Below are 19,440 nucleotides of genomic sequence, written 5' to 3' on the forward strand. Positions count from 1 at the left end.
TCGTCGTGGTCGTCGATTCAGTAACCGTCGTCGAGGACCGGGATCAGCCCGGAGGTGGCGGCCTCGGCGATCGAAGCCCGCAGCGACGCGCAGGCCTCGAAGAAGTCCCCGTTGGGTCCGGGTCCCGCGGTGGCGGCGCGGCGTTCCTCGCAGGCGGTGAGGGCGTCGGCGTTCCACTGGACGCTGGTCTGGTGCCAGCTACCCTTGCGCACCTCGACCCGCGCCGCGCAGCGCCGGCAGGTGACCTCCTGCATCGGGGTGTCGAGGAGCCGGTTGTCCGGCCGCACCGCCATCAGACCGACTGACCCGCTGCCCAGGCAGCCGGCGTGTCCTCGGCGGCTGCCCGGCGGGCGAGGTTCGCCTCGACCTCCCGGCGCCACGCCTCGTTGGGCTTGCTGGTGTCCATCTCGTACTCGAACCGCTCGACCATCTCCGGCGTGACATCGGCGACGTCGACGTAGAACTGCTCGTACCAGCGTCGCAGCTGGTACACGGGGCCGTCCTCCTCGCACAGCAGCGGGTTGTCGATCCGGGTCTTGTTCTTCCAGATCTCGACGTCCTGCTCGAAGCCCTGCCGGATGAAGTCACCCGTTCCGATGGCCAACTTCTCGGCGGCGTCTCCGGGCAGGTGCTCGGAGCGCTTGACGATCACGCCGTACTGCAGGACGAACGAGTTGGCGTCGATGGGGTAGTGGCAGTTGATCAGCACGGACTCGAGGTCCATGTTGTCGTAGTGGTAGGTCAGGTCGTCGATCATGAACGACGGTCCGTGGTAGGCGGCCACCGACGTGTTGCCGATGAGCTTGGGCTGTCCCTCCTTGGCCGGTGGGCGGACGTCCTCCCGCCCCACGCCGTTCTGGATCTGCGTGGCGACCGGACCCTCGAAGATCGTCTTGAAGTAGGTCGGGAACGAGCCGTGCACGTAGAAGAAGTGCGCCATGTCGACGATGTTGTCGATGACCTCACGGCAGTTGGTGTCCACCACGGTGTAGTACCAGCGCCAGTCGGTCCACTCGTCACTGGTCGCGCCCTCGATGCGCGGGATCGTGACGTCGGCCGGCGGAGGGTTGCCTTCCGGGTCGTTCCAGACGAAGAGCATCCCGTCCTGCTGCAGGGTCGGCCAGGCAGCCGTCCGCGCCCGCAGGGGTACCCGCCGGCTGTAGGGGATCTGCTTGCACCTGCCGTCGCCGCCCCAGCGCCAGTCGTGGAACGGGCAGGCGACCTCGTTGCCCTTCACGGTGCCCTGCGACAGATCGCCACCCATGTGCCGGCAGTAGGCGTCGAGGACGTTGACGGAGCCGTCCTCGCCCTGGAAGACGACGAGCTTCTGCCCGAACGCCCGGATGGAGTGCGGCGTGCCGTCGGCGAAGTCGCGGATCAGCCCGAGGCAGTGCCAACCACGCGCGAATCGTGCCGGTGCCGCCTCGGCCTCGATGCGGCGGATCCCGTCCCTGTCCTGCACAGCGGTCATTCCCCGACCATCCCCTCGAGTGCTGGTGCTCGAGCGCCAACGTAGGCCCGGTGCCCCGGCACGGGGTGGCGCGTCTCACTCATCGGAAAGGCTGCAGGGCGGAGCCGCGCCGCGGCGCACCATCGAATCCGTGCCACGCATCGACGCGCGAGGAGGAACCGGCATGAGCGACACCGGAGGGACGACGGTGCACGCCCGGGTGGCCGCGCTGCTGCCCGGCATCGCCGATCGTGCCGTGGCGGCAGAGGAGACCTGCCGGGTGCCCGACGAGACGATGGCCGAACTGGTTGACGCGGGTGTCTTCCGCATGCTGCAGCCCAAGCGCTACGGAGGAGCGGAGTGCGACCCCACCGAGTTCTTCCGGGTGGTGCGGGCGGTTGCGGGGGCATGCGGCTCCACCGGCTGGGTCACCTCGGTCGTCGGAGTCCACCCATGGCAGCTCGCGCTCTTCCCGGAGGGCGCCCAGGACGACGTCTGGGTCCCCGACCCGGACACCCTGGTCGCATCCAGCTACGCACCGGTGGGGCGCCTCACCGAGGTCGACGGTGGCTACCAGCTGACCGGCCGGTGGAGCTTCTCCTCCGGTTGCGATCACGCCGGCTGGGCCTTGCTCGGAGCCCTGGTGGTCGGCGTCCACGGCCGGCCGCTGGACTTCCTCACCGTGCTGGTGCCTCGCACGGACTTCGTGGTGCACGACGTCTGGGACGTGATGGGGCTGCGCGGGACCGGCAGCAACGACATCGAGGTCGCCGGCGCCTTCGTGCCGGAGCACCGGGTGCTGCGCAACTTCGAGCACTCGCAGTTGCGGGGGCCGGGGCAGCGGGCCAACCCCGGCCCGCTGTACCGGATGCCCTTCGGTGCCGTCTTCACCTCGGCGGTCACCGCTCCGCTCCTGGGCGCGGTCCAGGGGTGCTACGACTCCTATGTCGCCGCGATGCGCGACCGCGTCCGCCTGTCGCTGGGTGGTGGCCGCTTCGCCGAGGACCCGTTCGCGCAGGTCGCCGTCGCCCGGGTGGCGTCGGAGATCGACGCGGCCACGTTGCAGATGGACCGCAACATGAGCGAGCTGCACCGGAACGCGGCCACGGCGGAGGGCATCCCCATGGAGCTGCGACTGCGCACCCGCCGCGACCAGGTACGTGCCACCGAGCGCTCCCTAGCGGCCGCGGACCTGCTCTTCAAGACGGCCGGCGGCAACTCGCTGCGGAGGGGGAACCCGATCGAGCGTGCCTGGCGGGACGTGCACGCCGGCAGCGTGCACGTGGCCAACGACGTCGAGCGCACGCTCGCCCTCTACGGCAAGGGCGCTTTCGGCCTGGCGGTGGAGGACAACCTCATCTGAGCCGGATCGACACCCGTCCCCAGGTGGGGACCGGCGCCGATCATCCGCCGGCGGGCAGGGGGATCAGGGCGTCCCCGTCATGTCCCGCACGGCGAGCGAGCTGAACACCATGGCGGTCCCGATCGGGATGCCGGGGCCTGGGTATACCGGCCCCGCCATGGAGGCGCTGGTGTTGCCCGCGGCGTAGAGCCCGGGGATCGCGTCGCCGTCGGCGCGCAGCACCCGGGCATGCGGATCGGTGCGCAGCCCTCCCTTGGTGCCGAGATCGCTCAGCACCAGGCGGGCGGCGAAGTACGGCGCGGTGTCCACCGGGACGAGACAGGGGTTGGGTCCGTCGCCAGCGGCGAAGAACCGGTCGTAAGGGTCGTCACCGCGCCCGAAGTCCTCGTCGACGCCAGAGGCCGCGAACCCGTTGAACCGGTCGACCGTGGCGGTCAGCGCCGCCGCCGGGACGCCGATCCTCCCGGCGAGGTCCTGGAGCGTTCCGGCGCGAACCCACGTGCCGGCGGCGAGGTGCACGTCGGCCGGCAGCGGGGGCAGCGAGATGGCCGGTAGCTCTCCGCCGGTCCGGGAGTCGAAGACGAGCCAGGACGGCACACGATCCGGCGCGGCCGCCATCTGCCGCCCCATCCGGTCGTACGGCAGGGACTCGTCGGCGTACCGGTGGCCGTTGCCGTCGACGATCAATCCGCCGCGGAGACCGAGCGTGAAGGCAGCCGAGCCATCGGGATGCAGGATCCCGGGGCACAACCACGCCTGGTCGAGCAGGTCGGTGGCCGCACCCAGGGCGACCGCCGCGCCGATCGGCTCCCCGGCCGCGGCCTCCGCCGGGGCCATCGACCACTCGGCCGCGCCCGGTACCCCGTGCGCGACGCGCATGGCCGTGTTCCGCTCGAAGCCGCCGGCCGCCAGCAGCACGCCGTGCCGGGCGCGCACCTCCACCGGGCCGTCGGCGGTCATGGCCATGACGCCGACCACGCGGCCGTCATCGGTGAGCAGGTCGGTCACGCGCGCTCCTGTGCGGATCGCCCCTCCCGCGCGGACGTAGGCCAGCAGCAGCCTTCCGATCAACGCCCGCCCCTGACTCAGGGGCGCGGAGCGCGCGTGGTCGCGACCGGCCCGGTCCCGGTCCACGGGCGGACGGATCAGCGCGGCGAGCTCGCCCAGTTCCGCGGCAGGAAGGTCGAGAGGGTTGATGGCCCGCCCGGCGTCCATCCGGCCCGGAGCGGCGAAGTAGTCAGGGAAGGGGCGCCACTCGAAGGCGATCGCGGGGTCGCGCTCGAGGAATTCGACCAGGACCGGCGCGTGCTCGACGAACGCGTCCTGGTGGGCGGCGGTGCCCTCCCCGATCAGCGCCCGCAGGTAGGTCCGCGCCGCCTCGGAGGAGTCGCCGATCCCGGCGCGCTCCTGCACCTGCGTGCCGGGCAGCCAGCACGCAGCGCCGGAGTAGGCCGAGGTGCCGCCCAGGCGGTCCGTGGCCTCGAGGACGACGACGGACCGTCCTCCAGCCGCTGCCACGAACGCTCCGGTCAGCGCCCCGGCCCCGGATCCCACGACGACCACGTCGTACTCGCACTCCAGCGCATCGGTCGCCGCATCCCGTCCGTCCACCCGTGCCTCCTCCGTGCGCCGCCTGCTCCAGGGCACTCAACCGGCGCACGGCAGGCGTCGTGGGCACGATCCCGTTCAGCGGTACGGCGGCGGGGGGATGCGGTGCCGGTCAGTATCATCCGACCGTCCGTGCCCCGACATCGCGAGGTAGACAGTGCCCAGGATCGCCGAGGCCCGCGAGGCGGCCGAGCCGACCTCGCCGAGCCAGAAGGCGCGGCACCGGCGCATCCTCCGGGCAGCAGCGGACCTCGCTGCCGTCAAGGGGCTGGAAGAAGTGCAGATGCACGAGGTGGCCAAGGAAGCCGGTGTCGCCATCGGCACCCTCTACCGGTACTTCCCGTCCAAGACCTATCTCTTCGCGGCCGTCATGGCCGAGCAGATCGACCTCCTCGACGCCCGGACCTCGCCGCCGCGTCCAGGACAGGCCCCCGAGGACGCGGTCTACGACGTGCTGGTCGCCGCGACCCGCCAGCTCTTCCACCGGCCGACCTTGGCCCAGGCGCTGCTGCAGGCGCAGAACTCCGCCCATGCCGCCCGGGTGCCGGAGGCGGCCCGCAGCGACCGCACCACCCGTGACCTGCTCCTGCGTGCGCTCGGGGCGCCGGAGCCGACGGCGCAGGACGTCACCGCGGTCTGGCTGGTCATGCAGTGCTGGTACGGCCTGCTGACGTCCGCGCTCAACGGCCGCACCTCGCTCCCGGACGCCGAGGCCGACCTCCGGGTCGCCTGCCGGCTGTTGCTCGCCGGGCGGGGTTCGAGGCAGGCGGACGCCGAGCTCCCGATGACCGGGAACGCACGTCTCGGGAGCGAACCGGTCGGTTAGCGTCCGATTCTCGCCGGGCGACGCGAGAGGAGACGGGCGCAGCCATGGACCACGAGGTCGTCCGCGACCGGTTCGCCGGCACCGATGTGCTGCTCACCGGCGCCGGCTCGGGCATCGGTCGCGCGACCGCGCTGCGACTGGTCGACGAGGGCGCCGACGTGTTCGCGGTCGACGCGAACGAGCGAGGCCTGGCGGCCACCGTTGCGGCGGCGTCCGGGCCGGGGCGGGTTGTTCTGCACGTCGCCGACGTCTCTGACGAGGCCGCCGTGGTGGCCGCCGTGCGCGGCGCTGTCTCGGCTCTTGACAAGCTCGACGGGCTGGACTTCGGCTACTACGCCCGCATCCGCTCGCCGCTGGGGCCGGCGCAGCCCGAGCAGATCGCGGCGACGATCGCCTTTGCCGCGTCGCACGACGCCTCCTACCTCACCGGCGTCGACCTGCGGGTCGACCGCGGGTCCCACATCTGATCGCCCGCCGACGAACCCCAGGAGACCCATGTCCCGCCGCATCGCAGTCACCGGTTCCGCCTCCGGCATCGGCCAGGCCCTTGCCGAGCAGCTGACCGGAGCGGGCGACACCGTCATCGGGATCGACCTGAAGGACGCCGACGTCTGCGCCGATCTCGGCACGCCTACCGGGCGCACCCATGCCGTCGAGGCGGTGCTCGAGCGATGCGGGGGAGTGCTCGACGGGCTGGTCGCCTGCGCCGGGATCAACGTCCCCTCGCCGACGCTGGTGAGCGTCAACTTCTTCGGCGTCACCGCGCTGGCCGAGGGGCTGCGGCCGGCGCTGGCCGCAGCGGCCGCGCCGCGTGCCGCCGTCGTGGGGTCGATCTCGGGCACCCAGCCGGTCGATGAGGAGGTCGTGGCGGCCTGCCTGGCCGACGACGAGGCGGCCGCTCTTGCCCGGGCCGAGGTGGTGATGGGGGAGGGGCCGCAGCGGCTGTACCCCTCGTCGAAGGCGGCTCTGGCCCGGTGGGTGCGGCGGTACTGCGTCATCCCGGAGTGGGCCGGCGCGGGTATCCCGGTGAACCTCGTCGCTCCCGGGGTGGTGCGCACCCCGATGAGCGCCGCGCTGTTCGCCGACGAGCGGATGAAGCAGGTCATGGACCGCGCAGTGCCCATGCCGTTGAACGGGTACGCCGGCCCGGAGGTGATCGCCGAGGCGCTGAGCTGGCTGATCGGTCCGTCGAACACGCACATGACGGGCCAGGTGCTCTACGTCGACGGCGGCGCAGAGGTCAGCCTGCGGGGCCCGGCCGTCTTCTGACCCGCTCGCCGGGCAGCTCCGAGCACGCGGAGAGGGCCCCTGCCGCCGACGGCGGCAGGGGCCCTCTCCGGTGGACGGGGTCAGCGAGAGGCGGCCACGTTCTGGACGCCGGTGGTGTCCAGCCGGGCGATGTCGTAGGCCGAGAAAGTCTGCCGCGGGCTGCGACCGCTGAAGTACCCGGTCAGCTGCTCGTCGAGCTCCTCGACGGTGAACGTGCCGTCGGCGGCGATAAACTTTTTCTCCACGGTGGGCGGGGCCAGCAACGCCACGAAGTCGCCGTAGACGACGAAGACCTGACCGCTGATGCCCTGGGAGGCGGGCGAGGCGAGGTAGCCGACCAGCGTGCCGACCCGCTCGGGCGCGAGGATGTCCAGCCCGTCGCTGGTGGCCGCCTCGGCGAAGACGCCATCGGTCATGCCGGTGCGGGCCCGCGGGCAGATCGCGTTGGCGGTGACGCCGTAGCGGGACAGCCCCTGGGAGGTCGAGAGGGTGAGCGCGACAATCCCGGCCTTGGCTGCGGAGTAGTTGGCCTGGCCGGCCGACCCAAAGAGGAACGCCTCGGACGCGGTGTTGACCACTCGCCCGTACACCGGTCCGCCGGTGGCCTTGGACGCCTGCCGCCAGTGCACCGCTGCGGCGCGCGACACCGAGGCGTGGCCCTTCAGGTGCACCCGGATGACGTCGTCCCACTGCTGCTCGGACAGGTTGAACAGCATGGTGTCGCGGGTGATCCCGGCGTTGTTGACGACGATGTCCAGGCTGCCGAAGGAGTCGACGGCGGCCTGCACCAACTGCTCGCCCAGGCCCCAGTCGCCGACGTCGCCGGTCACCGCGACGGCCTTGCGGCCGAGCGCCTCGACCTCCGCGACGACGTCGTGCGCCGCCGAGCCGACGTCGTTGACGACGACGTTCGCGCCGCGGGCGGCCAGGGCGAGTACTTCCGCGCGGCCGAGACCCGCGCCGGCCCCTGTGACGACGGCCGTGCGGCCCTCCAGGCTGGTCGCTTCGTTCACCGGGCTGCTCCTCTTCCAGCGGCCACCGAGGGGTGCGGCCGCCGCACGTGACGGACGTTCGACTGCGCCCGCCGGGCGGGCTGCCGGCGGAGCGTAGGACGCTGCCGAGGCCACGCGTCCGGCCTCGTTCCGCTGGCTGGGATGAGCGGAACCGGCATTCAACGGCTGGGGCGCCGCGTACCAGTGGCCGGGACGACGCCGTTGCACCTCGTAGTAATTGATTCTAGTTTTGACGGAGTCGGACATTCCGCGCACGAACCACTCCAGGAGGACGTCATGGCCGAGGCCGTCATCGTCGACGCCGTCCGTACGCCCGTCGGCCGTCGGCGCGGTGCCCTGTCGGGGGTGCACCCGGCCGAGCTGCTCGGCATCGCGCAGAGAGCGCTGGTCGAGCGCAACGGCCTGGACCCGGCGATCGTCGGGCAGGTCGTCGGTGGCTGCGTGACGCAGGCGGGGGAGCAGTCCAACAACGTCACGCGCAACGCCTGGCTCTACGCCGGTCTGCCCTACTCCGCCGCCTGCACCAGCATCGACTGCGCGTGCGGCTCCTCGCAGCAGGCGGTGCACCTGGTCGCCGGCCTCATCGCTGCTGGTGCCGTCGACGTCGGCATCGGCTGCGGCGTGGAGGCCATGAGCCGGGTGTTCCTCGGCTCCGCGCTGGCGCCGGGCACCGGCAGCCCGGCCCCCGACGGTTGGACCCTCGACATGCCCGACCAGTTCACCGCCGCCGAGCGGATCGCGGCGAAGCGCGGTATCACCCGTGAGCAGGCCGACGCCCTCGGTCTCGCCTCGCAGCAGAAGGCCTCCCGTGCCTGGGCCGAGGACCGCTTCGCCGGGCAGATCGTCCCAGTGACCGCTCCGGTCATGGGTGCGGAGGGGCCGACCGGCGAGACCGCCGTCGTCACCCGCGACCAGGGGCTGCGCGAGACCACCGCCGAGAAGCTGGCCTCCCTGAAGCCGGTGCTGCCCGACGGCATCCACACCGCCGGCAACTCCTCGCAGATCAGCGACGGCGCCGCCGCGGTGCTGCTCATGAGCGAGGACCGGGCGCGGGCACTGGGGCTGCGGCCGCGGGCGCGGATCGTCGCCTCCGGCATGGTCGGCTCTGATCCCTACTACCACCTGGACGGGCCGGTCGAGGCCACCGCGCACGTGCTCGACCGCGCCGGCATGAAGCTCGATGACATCGACCTGGTCGAGATCAACGAGGCGTTCGCGTCGGTGGTGCTCTCCTGGGCGCAGGTCCACGGTGCCGACATGGGCAAGGTGAACGTGAACGGCGGCGCCATCGCACTGGGTCACGCGGTCGGCTCGACCGGCGCGCGCCTGATCACGCAGGCGGTCAACGAACTCGAGCGGGCCGACAGGTCGACCGCACTGGTCACCATGTGTGCCGGCGGTGCCCACTCGACGGCCACCATCCTCGAGCGGATCTGACGCAGTGCCCATCGACCTCGACGAGGCGTTCTCGGCCGAGCCGAGCATCCGCGAGGCCCGCTGGACGACCCGCGACGTGCTGCTCTACCACCTCAGCCTCGGCGCCGGGAGACGCGCGGACACCGATCCTGAGCTGCGCTACACCTTCGAACGGGATCTGCAGGTCCTCCCGACGTTCGCAATGGTCGCCGGTCAGGGCGTCTCGGCCGGTGAGCTGCCGCCGACGGCGATGTCCATGCCCGGTGTGGACATCGACCTGCGCCGGATCCTGCACGGCGGCCAGTCGCTGACGGTGCACCGGCCGATCCCCGCATCGGGCACGGCCACCGTGAGTTCACGCGTGGCGAACGTGTGGGACAAGGGCAAGGCCGCCGTGATCGAGCTGGAGCAGGCGGCGGTCGCCGCCGACGGCGCCCCGTTGTGGACGACCACCATGCAGATCTGGGCCCGCGGGGAAGGCGGTTTCGGCGGGGAGGCTGGCCCCGAGGTGGGCAGGTCGCGACCCGATCGCGCCCCCGACGTGGTGCTGGACTCCGTGACGACGCCGCAGACGGCGCTGCTCTACCGGCTGAACGGTGACCTCAACCCGCTGCACGCCGATCCGGCGTTCGCCGCGCAGGCCGGTTTCGAGCAGCCGATCCTGCACGGCCTCGCGTCATTCGGGCTGGTGGCGAAGTCGCTGGTCGACGGGGTGCTCGACGGCGACGCCACCCGGCTGGCCGGTCTGTCGGTGCGCTTCGCCGGCTCGCTGTACCCCGGGCAGTCCATCCGGACCAGCGTCTGGCGGGACGGGAACGACGTCTGGCTGACGTCGGTCTGCCCGGAGCGCGACGATGCGCCGGTGCTCACGCACGCGACCGCCTCGGTGCAGCCGTGAGCCGGGAGGCGGCCGCGCCGCAGCGGCCGAGGCTCACCGCCGCGCCGGACAACGCCGGCGTGGACGCCGCGGTCGCGGCGGCCCGCCGGGTGGTCGCGGCGCTGCTGCACACCGGTGGCAACAGCGCCGCGGAGATGCAGGACGTGGCGGCCCGCCTCGACGCCGTCGCCGACCACCTCGAGCAGCACGCCCCGACCATGGCCGACCGGATGGTCGACATGTGGGCCGGCGAAGGGGTCACCCGGCACGATCCGGTGACCGGGCCCGAGAACGCCATCGCCCCACCGCTCGCGCTCACCGGGCGTGACGACGGCGCCATCGAGGGCACCACGGTGCTGGGCCTGCCGTATCAGGGACCGCCCGGCTTCGTGCACGGCGGGGTCTCCGCCTTGCTGCTCGACCACACCCTTGGCGTGGCCAACCACTGGGCCGGCCCGTCGGGGATGACGGCCGAGTTGACGCTGCGCTATCACCGGACCACGCCGTTGTTCCAGCCGCTCACTGTCACCGCCCGTCAGGTGTCGGTGGACGGGCGCAAGATCCGGACCGAGGGCACCATCACCGCCGGCGGAGAGATCTGCGTCAGCGCGGCGGGGTTGTTCATCGCCAAGCAGGTGCCCCGCCCGCAGTGAGGAGTGGTCTGCCGGGTCGGTCAGCCGGCGGGCCGGCGCAGGCCGTGGAGGAAGAGGTCGACCAGCAGGTCGGCGAACTCCTCGGTGGAGAAGTTCGCCCGGTTCGGCCAGTGCATGGTCGCCCAGAGCGTGTCGCGCAGGGCGCGGTAGGAGACCTCGGGCGGCACGTCACCGCGGAAGGTGCCGTCGGCGATCCCAGCCTCCAGCGCCTTCATCCAGTGGCTCCGCACAGCGCGCGACGCGCTGTCGACCGGCTCGAGCAGGCCGCGGTCGCACAGGTACTGGCGGTCGTTCTGGTACATCGCGGTCGGGTGCGGGTGCTCCTCGATCACGGCCAGCGTTTCGTGCACCAGCCGGCGCAGCGTCTCCTCCGGCGTTCCCGCCCGGCGAGCGACTTCGGCGAAGCGGCGCTGGATGTCCGCCATGAAGACCGCCAGCACCTCGGCCACGATGGCGTCCTTGGACGGGAAGTGGTGGTACAGGCTGCCGGACAGCATCCCGGCGGCCTCGCCGATGTGCCGGACCGTCGTCGCAGCCACACCACGGGTCGCGAACAGCTCCGCCGAGCGTGCCAGGATGGCGGCGCGCCTGTCCCCGGGCGCGTGAGGGCCCTCCTGTCGCGGTCCGATCTCACCCACCGCCAGTCCCTTCCGCGTCGTCCGCTCCTCGTTCGGCCGGCGAGCGAGCCGGTCCCGCCCAGTGGGATTCGAGGGCTTGTCGCCCACGTCTGCGGTTAGCGTACCAAGCGCTTGCTCGATACAGCGGAAGGGGCGGCGTGACGGCAGAGAGCACCACGGAGGCGCATCCCGGCTTGGCCGAACAGCTGGCCGGCTTCGTCGGCCTGGAGGCCGAACCCCCGCGCGTGGCGCGGTACGCGGTCAACGAGGCGATGATCCGCAACTGGGTCGAAGCACACGACGACCGCAATCCCGTCTACGTGGACGACGCACGGGCCCGCGAGACCGGGCGGCAGGGAATCGTCTGCCCGCCGGCGATGATCTCCACCTGGGTCATGGCCGGCTACCGACGGTGGCGGGAAGTTCACCGGCTGCGGAGCGAGGGGATCGTCGAGGACTTCGCCTACTCGCGGTTGCTGAACCTGCTCGACCGGGCCGGGTACACCTCGGTGGTCGCCACCAACGTGGAGCAGGAGTACCACCGCGAGCTGCGTCCGGGCGACCACGTGACCGCGCACTTCACGATCGAGTCGATCTCGCCGGTCAAGCGCACGGCGCTCGGCGAGGGCTGCTTCCTCACCCTGCACAAGAAGTACGTGGACCAGGCCGGTGAGCTCCTCGTGGAGGAGCGGTTCCGACTGCTCCGTTTCGAGCCCAAGGCCGCGGAGCCGGTGGCCGGGGAGGACGACGCATGAGCGACCGCAGTCAGGATGGCCCGCGCACGTCCGTGCCGCGGTTGATCATCACGCAGGACAACGAGTTCTGGTTCACCGCCGCGCGCGAAGGGCGGCTGGAGATCCAGCGCTGCGGCGAGTGCCGGACGCTGCGCCACCCGCCGGCACCGTCGTGCCCGCGGTGCCGCTCCTTCGTGTGGGACACCGTCGAGTCCACCCGCCGCGCCACCCTGCACAGCTACACGGTCATCCACCACCCCCCGGACCCGGCGTTCGAATACCCGCTGGCGGTCGGGCTGGTGGACCTGGAGGAGGGCACCCGGCTGGTCGCCGACATCACCGGGATCCCGCACGAGGAGCTGGAGCCGGGCATGGAGCTGGAGGTGGGCTTCGCCGAGCACGCGCACGGCGACGTCCTCCCGCAGCTGCGCCGTCCCTCAGGAGGCGCCGCGTGAGCGAGCTCGCGAGCGCACCGGGGGACACGGTGACCTTTCCCGACTGCCAGGTGGGGGGGCGGCTGCCCACCCTGGACCTGCCGCTGGACCGGACGACGATCGTGGCGACCGCGATCGCCTCGCAAGACTTCGAGGACGTGCACCACGACCCGGGGAAAGCCCAGGAGCGCGGCACTCCCGACATCTTCATGAGCATCAACTCGACCAACGGTTTCATCGACCGCTACGTCACCGACTGGTCCGGGCCGGCAGCTCGCATCACCCGCGTCGCGCTACGGCTGGGTGTCCCGAACTTCCCCGGCGACACCATGCGCCTCACCGGTGAGGTCACCGGCGTCGACGGCGACGCCGTGACTCTCCGGGTGCTCGGTTCGAACGACCGCGGCGTGCACGTGACCGCCGACGTGACGCTGGTCCCGACAGGAGGGAACGCACGATGAACGAGGGAGGGTTCAGCGGGAAGGCCGCGATCGCCGGCATCGGGGCCACGGAGTTCTCCAAGAAGTCCGGGCGCAGCGAATGGCGGCTGGCCTGCGAGAGCGTGCTGGCCGCGCTCGACGACGCCCGGATCGGCGTCGAGGAGGTGGACGGGTTCGCCCTGTTCACCATGGAGACCAACCCGGAGATCGCCGTGGCTCGCGCGCTCGGCATCCCGGAGCTGTCCTTCTTCAGCCGCATCCCGCACGGTGGCGGCGGCGCATGCGCGCCGGTGCAGCAGGCCGCCCTCGCGGTGGCCACCGGTGTCGCGGACGTGGTCGTGGTCTACCGGGCGTTCAACGAGCGCTCCGGGCACCGCTTCGGCGCCGGGCCCCCTCCCTTCGCCTACACCGCGAACACCGACCAGGAGTACCGCAACTGGATCAACCCCTACGGGCTGCTGACGCCGGCACAGCAGGAGGCGTTCCTGGCGCGGCTCTACATGCAGAAGTACGGCGCCACCAGTGCGGACTTCGGCCGGATCTCGGTGCTCTCCCGCAAGCGCGCGGCGAACAACCCCAAGGCGTGGTTCTACGAGCGGCCGATCACCCTGGAGGACCACCAGAACTCGCGGCTGATCGCCGACCCGCTGCGGCTGCTCGACTGCTGCCAGGAGAGCGACGGAGGCCAGGCTCTGGTCATCGTCAGCACCGAGCGGGCCCGCGACCTGCCGCACCCGCCGGCGGTCATCTCCGCCGCGGCCCAGGGCGTCGGCCCGCAGCAGATCTCGATGAGCAGCTACTACCGCGAGGACATCGACCGGATGCCCGAGGTGGAACTGGTGGCGAAGCAGATGTGGCGCCAGGCCGGGATCGGCCCGGACCACGTCGACGCCGCCATCCTCTACGACGCCTTCACGCCCATGGTGCTGCTCCAGCTGGAGGAGTACGGCTTCTGCGGTCGCGGTGAGGCCAAGGACTTCATCGCCGACGGCAACCTCGAGCTCGACGGCCGCCTGCCGGTCAACACCCACGGTGGCCAGCTCGGCGAGGGCTACATCCACGGCGTCAACGGCATCGCCGAGGGTGTCCGGCTGGTGCGGGGCAGCTCGGTCAACCAGCCGGTCAAGCCGATCGACACCGTGCTGGTGACGGGTGGCTCGCCGGTGCCGCACAGCGCTCTCGTCCTGACTGCCGACCGCTGACCCACCCCAGGGAGATCTGATGACCGAGACCGTTCGGACCGGGGACCCGGCCGACCGCATCACCTACGCGCGCGCCACCCACGGCGAGGAGGAGATCCGGGCCGTCGTCGACGTCCTGCGCAGCGGCCACCAGGGACTGCGCATCGGCAAGAACGTGCACGAGATGGAGACCCGGGTCGCCGCGCTGAGCGGCAAGGCCCTCGGCGTGATGTGCAACTCCGGGTCCTCCGGCCTCTACCTGGCCGTCGAGCTGCTCGGGCTGCCCCGGGGCAGCGAGGTCATCACCTCTCCGCTGACCTTCTCCACCGATGTGGCGCCGATCGTGCGGGCCGGGCTGGTGCCGGTCTTCGTCGACGTGCAACCGGCGACCTTCAACGTGGACGTCGCCGCCATCGAGGAGATGGTGACCGACCGCACCCGGGCGATCCTGATGCCGAACCTGGCCGGCAACTGCCCGGACTGGGACGCGATCCGCGAGATCGCCGACCGGCACGACCTGAAGGTCATCGAGGACTCCTGCGACGCTCTCGGGCCTCGACTGCGCGGCACCCCCACCGGTGCGCGCGCCGACATCAGCGTCACCAGCTTCTCGATGGCGCACATCATCACCTGCGCCGGCACCGGCGGGATGGTCCTGGTCGACGACGAGCAGGCCCGGGACCGGGCTCTCCTGCTGCGCCGGTGGGGTCGCCGGTCCGAGCCGAACTTGTTCGGCTCATCGGGCACCGGCCGGGTGTTCCGCGAGAGCCTCGACGGCGTCGACTACGACAACGACTTCATCTTCGACGTGCTGCCGTGGAACTTCGAGCCCTCCGAGCTGGGCGCCGCCTACGGGGTCGTGCAGCTCGACAAGCTGGAGGCCAACTACAAGCGCCGCAAGGAGCTGTTCGCCGCCTACACCGCGGCCTACGGTGCCTACCCGGAGTTCTTCACCACGCCGGTGGAGACGCCAGAACTGGACACCGCCTGGCTCTGCTACCCCGTGATGGTCAACGCGGATGCACCGTTCACCCGCAGCGAGCTGCAGGAGGCGATCGAGGCCGGCGGCATCGACACCCGCACGGTGTGGAGCGGCAACATCACCCGGCATCCGATGATGGCCGGCGTCGAGCACCGCACGCCCGAGGGCGGCCTGCCCGAGGCTGATGCGGTCTTCGCCCGCGGCATGACACTGGGCATGAGCCACGGCCTCGGTGACGCCGAGGTCGCGCGGATCGCAGACAGCATCCACCGGTTCGCCGCGCGGTACCGATGAGCCGGCGCTTCACCGGGCGTCGGGCCCTGGTGACCGGCGCCAGCCGGGGCATCGGGGCCGCGGTAGCCGAGCGGCTGGCCGCCGAGGGCGCCGACGTGGTCCTGACCGCCCGCACGCTCGAGCCGCACGGTTCCCTCAGCGGGTCGCTGAGGGAGACCGCCGAGCGGCTGTCGCGCCACGGCACCCGGGTGGAGCTCCTCGCCGCCGATCTCAGCGACCCCGATGACGTCGCGGGGATCGTCCCTGCCGCGGTCGAACGGCTCGGTGGACCGATCGATGTGCTGGTCAACAACGCCGCGGCGGCGATCTACCAGCCGCTGGCGGACTACCCGCTGCGGCGCCGGCTGCTCACCTTCCAGGTCAACGTGCACGCTCCGCTGGAGCTCATGCAGGCGGTGATTCCCGGCATGCGGCAGGCCGGCGGCGGCTGGATCGTCAACGTGTCCAGCGCCAGTGCCCGGCTCTCGGCCGGCCCGCCGTTCTCGGTCCACCCGCCCGGTTCGGCCATGGGGGTGTACGCGGCCTCGAAGGCGGCGCTGAACCGGATCACCAACCTCATGGCCGTCGAGCTGTACGGGAGCGGGATCCGGGTGAACACGGTCGAACCGCAGTCCGCCGTCTTGACCGAAGGGGCAGTGGCCCTGGTGGGCGAGCTGATCCTGCCAGCGGAGATCGAGGCGCTGGAGGAGATGACGGAGGCGGCGACGGCGCTCTGCGAGTGCCCCGAGGACGTGACCGGGCGGGTCGCGGTCAGCCTCGACCTGATCCGGGAGTGGAACCTGACCGTGCGTGGCCTGGACGCGCAACCCTGGAAGCGCGAGGAGATCCAGCGATGAAGCCCGTGATCGTCGACGCCGCCCGCACCCCGTTCGGAAAGCGGTCGGGGTGGCTCTCCGGCCTGCACGCCACCGAGATCCTCGGGGCCGCGCAGCGCGGCGTGCTGGACCGGCTGGACCTCGACCCCGCGCTGGTCGAGCAGACGATCGGCGGCTGCGTGACCCCGATCGGGGAGCAGTTCGGCAACGTCACTCGCACCGCGTGGGTGCACGCGGGACTGCCGACCGAGACCGGCTGCACCACGATCGACGCGCAGTGCGGCACGGCGGCGCAGGCGGTGCAACTGCTGGCCGGCCAGATCGCCATCGGTGCGCTCGAGGTGGGCATGGCCTGCGGTGTCGAGCTGATGTCCCGGGTGCCGCTGACCGCCAAGGTGGGCTTCGGCTTCGACAGCCCTCGGCCGGCCGACTGGTCGGTGGACATGCCCGACCAGTACACCGCCGCCGACCGGATCGCCCGCCGGCGCAACTTCTCGCGGGAGGACCTCGACGCCTTCGGGTTGCGGTCCCAGCAGCGGGCGCGGGTGGCGTGGGACGACGGGCGGCTCGACCGTCAGGTCATCCCGGTCACGGTGCCCGGCGCCGACGGCGAGGGGCCGCAGCTGGTCGATCGGGACCAGGGGCTCCGCGACACCAGCATGGAGGCGCTGGCCCGGCTCGCGCCGACGGTCGAGGGCGGGCTGCACACCGCAGGCACGTCCTCGCAGGTCACCGACGGCGGGAGCGCGGCCGTGCTGATGTCCGAGGACCGGGCCCGGGCACTGGGGCTCGCGCCACGGGCGCGGCTGCTGGCCCAGTGCGTGATCGGCGGCGATCTGGAGTTCATGCTGGACGGCCCGGTGGACGCCGGCCGGAAGCTGCTGGAGCGCGCGGGCATGTCAGTTGGCGACATCGACCTGTTCGAGGTCAACGAGGCGTTCGCCTCGGTGCCGATGTCGTTCGCCCGGGTGCACGGGGTGGACGAGGACAAGCTCAACGTCAACGGCGGCGCGATCGCCCTCGGCCACCCGGCCGGCGCCACGGGCATCCGGTTGATCGCCACCGCCATCGACGAGCTCGAACGGCGGGACCAGCAGATCGCCATGGTCGCGATCTGCGCGTCGGCGGCGACCACCTGCCTGATCCTCGAGCGCACCTGAACCCGTACCGCGCTCCCGACCCGACCACCACGAGGAATCAGCCGTGCCCCTACCGCTCACCGACGACCAGCGCGCGCTGGCCGACTCCGTCACGGCGTTCGCCCGGCGGTCCGCGCCGATGGAGTCCACCCGCGCGACCTTCGACGACTCGGCCGCCGGCGCGCGTCCTGCGTTCTGGGAAGCGCTGCTCCGCCAGGGGCTGCACGCACTGCACCTCCCGGAGAAGCACGGCGGCGCGGATGCCGGGCTCGCCGAGCTGGCTGTGGTCGTGGAGCAGCTGGGCCGAGCGCTCGTCCCCGGGCCCTACGTGCCGACCGTCACCGCCAGCGCGGTGGTCGCCGCTGCCGGCGAGAGCGACCTCCGGGACGAGCTGCTGGCAGAGTTCGCCGACGGGGCGACCGGGGTGCTGGTCCGCTCTCCCGGGCTGCGGGCCGAGTCGGCCGAGTACGGCTGGACGGTGAGCGGTGCTTCCGGGCCGGTGCTGGGACTGCCGGGAGCCGATGTCGTCGTCGTCCGCGCCGAGGGGGCCGACGGGCCGGTGTGGTTCCGAGTACGCGCGGCGGAGGGGACGGTGCGGACCGAGAGCGGGACCGACCTCACCCGGTCGGTCGGGCAGCTGGAGCTCGATGGGCACGCGGTTGCCGCCGACGAGGTCCTGCCCCCTCCCGAGCCGGACCTGGTGGACCTGATCATCACCGCGCTGCTGGCCGCGGAGGCCAGCGGGCTCGCCGGCTGGTGCCTGTCGACCGCCGTGGAGTACGTGAAGACCCGCGTCCAGTTCGGCAAGCCGATCGGCAGTTTCCAGGCGGTGCAGCACAAGGCTGCGATGCTGCTCGTCCGGACCGAGCTGATCACCGCCGCCGCGTGGGATGCCGCCCGCTCGGCCGGGCAGCCGGCAGAGCAGCAGCGGCTGACCGCCGCGCAGGCCGCGCTCACGGCACTGCCACTCGCCATCGATGCCGCGCTGGAGTGCGTGACCCTGCTCGGCGGCATCGGCTTCACCTGGGAGCACGACGTCCACCTCTACTGGCGGCGGGCGATCAGCATCGCCTCCTCGGTGGGGACCGAGGAAGAGTGGGCAGGACGGCTGGGCGAGGTGGCGCTCGACGCCGAGCGGGACTTCTCCTTCGTCGGCCCCGATGCGCTGCCCGAGCTGCGCGCCCAGGTCGGTGCGGTGCTCGACGAGGTGCTCGCCTTGCCGCCGGACCCGGTGAGCAGCACCGGGTGGGCATCGGCCCGCGGCGGTCCGCGGATGGCGCGGCTGGCTCAAGCCGGGCTGGTCGCGCCGCACTACCCGAAGCCGTACGGCATCGGAGCCGGGCCCCAAGAGCAGGCCGTCATCGCCGCCGAGTTCTCCCGCCGCGATCTGCCGCAACCCACCACGATCATCGGCGAATGGGTGTTGCCCACGATCCTCGCCGGCGGGACCCCGGCCCAGCAGGAGCGCTTCCTGGCTCCGACGCTGCGCGGGGAGATCGTCTGGTGCCAGCTGTTCAGCGAGCCCGGCGCCGGGTCGGACCTGGCCGGCCTGTCCACCCGGGCGGAGAAGGTGGAAGGCGGCTGGCGGCTCAACGGTCAGAAGGTGTGGACGTCATCGGCCCACGAGGCCGACTGGGGCGTGTGCCTGGCCCGCACCGACCCGGACGCGCCCAAGCACAAGGGCATCTCCTACTTCCTGGTCGACATGCGCACGCCCGGCGTCGACGTCCGACCCCTGGTGCAGTCCACCGGGATGGCCGAGTTCAACGAGGTCTTCCTCGATGACGTGGTCGTACCCGACGACTGCCTGCTGGGCCGGCCCGGTGAGGGCTGGAAGCTGGCGACGACGACGCTGACCGAGGAGCGGGTCAGCATGGGCGGCATGTTGCCGCACGGCGGCGCGCGGCTGGTCAAGCGGGCCATCGACGAGGGCCGCTACGCCACCAGCCGGATCGAGGCCGTCCGGGTACTGGCCCGCAACACTGCCCGGGAGATGTCCCTGGGTGCGTTGCACCTGCGCAGTGTGCAAACCCTGCTGGCCGGTGCCCGGCCGGGTGCGGAGATCAGCGTGCAGAAGGTCTACAACGCGCTCGCCCAGCGGGAGGGCTCGCGGGCGATCCTCACCCTGCTCGGGCCGCTGGGCACGCTGACCGGATCCTCGGTCGATCCGGCCGCGGACCTCGTCCTCGACCACATCGCGTTGCCGTCGGTGCTGTTCGGCGGCGGCACGGTCGAGATCCAGCTCAACGTCATCGCCCAGCGGATCCTCGGGCTGCCGCGCTAGCCCGCCCACACCATCCGCAACCCCCTCCCAAGGAGCACTCGTCCC

General features: G+C 71.9%; 20 protein-coding genes. 15 read left to right on the forward strand and 5 right to left on the reverse strand.

Going from position 1 to position 19,440, the window contains the following annotated elements; genetic code table 11:
- Nucleotides 1-17 precede the first annotated feature (17 nt).
- Complete coding sequence (locus D0Z06_RS15685; protein ID WP_117378490.1) at nucleotides 18-293, reverse strand: ferredoxin; 276 nt, start codon at nucleotides 291-293, stop codon at nucleotides 18-20.
- Entirely contained in the window at nucleotides 293-1,471 is a 1,179-nt protein-coding gene (locus tag D0Z06_RS15690; RefSeq protein WP_117378491.1) for a Rieske 2Fe-2S domain-containing protein, read from the reverse strand. The genes D0Z06_RS15685 and D0Z06_RS15690 overlap by 1 nt, the downstream gene beginning before the upstream one ends.
- A gap of 163 nt (nucleotides 1,472-1,634) precedes the next feature.
- On the opposite strand from D0Z06_RS15690, the gene hsaA reads away from it, so the two are divergent.
- Nucleotides 1,635-2,813, forward strand: coding sequence for a 3-hydroxy-9,10-secoandrosta-1,3,5(10)-triene-9,17-dione monooxygenase oxygenase subunit (gene hsaA, locus D0Z06_RS15695; RefSeq protein WP_117378492.1), 1,179 nt, complete (start codon nucleotides 1,635-1,637; stop codon nucleotides 2,811-2,813).
- A 63-nt stretch (nucleotides 2,814-2,876) separates the two neighbouring features.
- Here hsaA and D0Z06_RS15700 read toward each other — a convergent pair whose 3' ends face one another.
- Nucleotides 2,877-4,424, reverse strand: coding sequence for an FAD-dependent oxidoreductase (locus tag D0Z06_RS15700; protein ID WP_199522345.1), 1,548 nt, complete (start codon nucleotides 4,422-4,424; stop codon nucleotides 2,877-2,879).
- 154 nt (nucleotides 4,425-4,578) lie between these two features.
- Here D0Z06_RS15700 and D0Z06_RS15705 point away from each other — a divergent pair, with 154 nt between their 5' ends.
- Genes D0Z06_RS15705 through D0Z06_RS15715 form a run of 3 tightly spaced genes read left to right on the forward strand, consistent with a single transcriptional unit; the run spans nucleotide 4,579 to nucleotide 6,516 of the window.
- Nucleotides 4,579-5,247: a TetR family transcriptional regulator gene (locus tag D0Z06_RS15705; protein WP_117378493.1), complete on the forward strand. Its 669-nt coding sequence runs from the start codon at nucleotides 4,579-4,581 to the stop codon at nucleotides 5,245-5,247.
- 44 nt (nucleotides 5,248-5,291) lie between these two features.
- Nucleotides 5,292-5,714: an SDR family oxidoreductase gene (locus tag D0Z06_RS27170; RefSeq protein WP_117378494.1), complete on the forward strand. Its 423-nt coding sequence runs from the start codon at nucleotides 5,292-5,294 to the stop codon at nucleotides 5,712-5,714.
- 28 nt (nucleotides 5,715-5,742) lie between these two features.
- Nucleotides 5,743-6,516 (forward strand): SDR family oxidoreductase, encoded by a 774-nt coding sequence (locus tag D0Z06_RS15715; RefSeq protein ID WP_117378495.1) that lies wholly within the window; start codon nucleotides 5,743-5,745, stop codon nucleotides 6,514-6,516.
- A gap of 80 nt (nucleotides 6,517-6,596) precedes the next feature.
- Here D0Z06_RS15715 and D0Z06_RS15720 read toward each other — a convergent pair whose 3' ends face one another.
- Complete coding sequence (locus tag D0Z06_RS15720) at nucleotides 6,597-7,529, reverse strand: 3-oxoacyl-ACP reductase (protein ID WP_117378496.1); 933 nt, start codon at nucleotides 7,527-7,529, stop codon at nucleotides 6,597-6,599.
- Between the two features lie 276 nt (nucleotides 7,530-7,805).
- On the opposite strand from D0Z06_RS15720, the gene D0Z06_RS15725 reads away from it, so the two are divergent.
- The 3 genes from D0Z06_RS15725 to D0Z06_RS15735 are packed head-to-tail and all read left to right on the forward strand — an operon-like array spanning nucleotide 7,806 to nucleotide 10,475.
- Nucleotides 7,806-8,966 (forward strand): steroid 3-ketoacyl-CoA thiolase, encoded by a 1,161-nt coding sequence (locus tag D0Z06_RS15725; protein ID WP_117378497.1) that lies wholly within the window; start codon nucleotides 7,806-7,808, stop codon nucleotides 8,964-8,966.
- A 4-nt stretch (nucleotides 8,967-8,970) separates the two neighbouring features.
- On the forward strand, nucleotides 8,971-9,843 hold the full coding sequence (locus D0Z06_RS15730; protein ID WP_117378498.1) for a MaoC/PaaZ C-terminal domain-containing protein: 873 nt from the start codon (nucleotides 8,971-8,973) through the stop codon (nucleotides 9,841-9,843).
- Nucleotides 9,840-10,475: a PaaI family thioesterase gene (locus D0Z06_RS15735; protein ID WP_117378499.1), complete on the forward strand. Its 636-nt coding sequence runs from the start codon at nucleotides 9,840-9,842 to the stop codon at nucleotides 10,473-10,475. Before D0Z06_RS15730 ends, D0Z06_RS15735 begins: the two co-directional genes overlap by 4 nt.
- A gap of 20 nt (nucleotides 10,476-10,495) precedes the next feature.
- Here the strand turns inward: D0Z06_RS15735 and D0Z06_RS15740 are convergent, their stop codons facing one another.
- Nucleotides 10,496-11,200: a TetR/AcrR family transcriptional regulator gene (locus D0Z06_RS15740; protein WP_370453368.1), complete on the reverse strand. Its 705-nt coding sequence runs from the start codon at nucleotides 11,198-11,200 to the stop codon at nucleotides 10,496-10,498.
- 50 nt (nucleotides 11,201-11,250) lie between these two features.
- Here D0Z06_RS15740 and D0Z06_RS15745 point away from each other — a divergent pair, with 50 nt between their 5' ends.
- The 8 genes from D0Z06_RS15745 to D0Z06_RS15780 are packed head-to-tail and all read left to right on the forward strand — an operon-like array spanning nucleotide 11,251 to nucleotide 19,395.
- Nucleotides 11,251-11,847, forward strand: a complete 597-nt coding sequence (locus D0Z06_RS15745) for an FAS1-like dehydratase domain-containing protein (RefSeq protein WP_199522348.1) — start codon at nucleotides 11,251-11,253, stop codon at nucleotides 11,845-11,847.
- Nucleotides 11,844-12,281: a Zn-ribbon domain-containing OB-fold protein gene (locus D0Z06_RS15750; RefSeq protein WP_117378501.1), complete on the forward strand. Its 438-nt coding sequence runs from the start codon at nucleotides 11,844-11,846 to the stop codon at nucleotides 12,279-12,281. The genes D0Z06_RS15745 and D0Z06_RS15750 overlap by 4 nt, the downstream gene beginning before the upstream one ends.
- A complete protein-coding gene (locus D0Z06_RS15755) occupies nucleotides 12,278-12,721 on the forward strand; it encodes a hotdog family protein (protein ID WP_233517726.1) in 444 nt (147 codons plus the stop codon). Before D0Z06_RS15750 ends, D0Z06_RS15755 begins: the two co-directional genes overlap by 4 nt.
- Nucleotides 12,718-13,902, forward strand: coding sequence for a lipid-transfer protein (locus tag D0Z06_RS15760; protein ID WP_117378502.1), 1,185 nt, complete (start codon nucleotides 12,718-12,720; stop codon nucleotides 13,900-13,902). Before D0Z06_RS15755 ends, D0Z06_RS15760 begins: the two co-directional genes overlap by 4 nt.
- Nucleotides 13,903-13,921: 19 nt before the next feature.
- Nucleotides 13,922-15,157 (forward strand): DegT/DnrJ/EryC1/StrS family aminotransferase, encoded by a 1,236-nt coding sequence (locus tag D0Z06_RS15765; RefSeq protein ID WP_117378503.1) that lies wholly within the window; start codon nucleotides 13,922-13,924, stop codon nucleotides 15,155-15,157.
- On the forward strand, nucleotides 15,154-15,993 hold the full coding sequence (locus D0Z06_RS15770; protein ID WP_117378504.1) for an SDR family NAD(P)-dependent oxidoreductase: 840 nt from the start codon (nucleotides 15,154-15,156) through the stop codon (nucleotides 15,991-15,993). The genes D0Z06_RS15765 and D0Z06_RS15770 overlap by 4 nt, the downstream gene beginning before the upstream one ends.
- Nucleotides 15,990-17,132: a steroid 3-ketoacyl-CoA thiolase gene (locus tag D0Z06_RS15775; protein WP_117378505.1), complete on the forward strand. Its 1,143-nt coding sequence runs from the start codon at nucleotides 15,990-15,992 to the stop codon at nucleotides 17,130-17,132. The genes D0Z06_RS15770 and D0Z06_RS15775 overlap by 4 nt, the downstream gene beginning before the upstream one ends.
- Nucleotides 17,133-17,175: 43 nt before the next feature.
- A complete protein-coding gene (locus tag D0Z06_RS15780) occupies nucleotides 17,176-19,395 on the forward strand; it encodes an acyl-CoA dehydrogenase (RefSeq protein ID WP_117378506.1) in 2,220 nt (739 codons plus the stop codon).
- The last annotated feature ends 45 nt before the right edge of the window (nucleotides 19,396-19,440 follow it).

The organism is Geodermatophilus marinus, from assembly GCF_003428645.1.
In the GTDB taxonomy this organism is placed as follows: domain Bacteria; phylum Actinomycetota; class Actinomycetes; order Mycobacteriales; family Geodermatophilaceae; genus Geodermatophilus.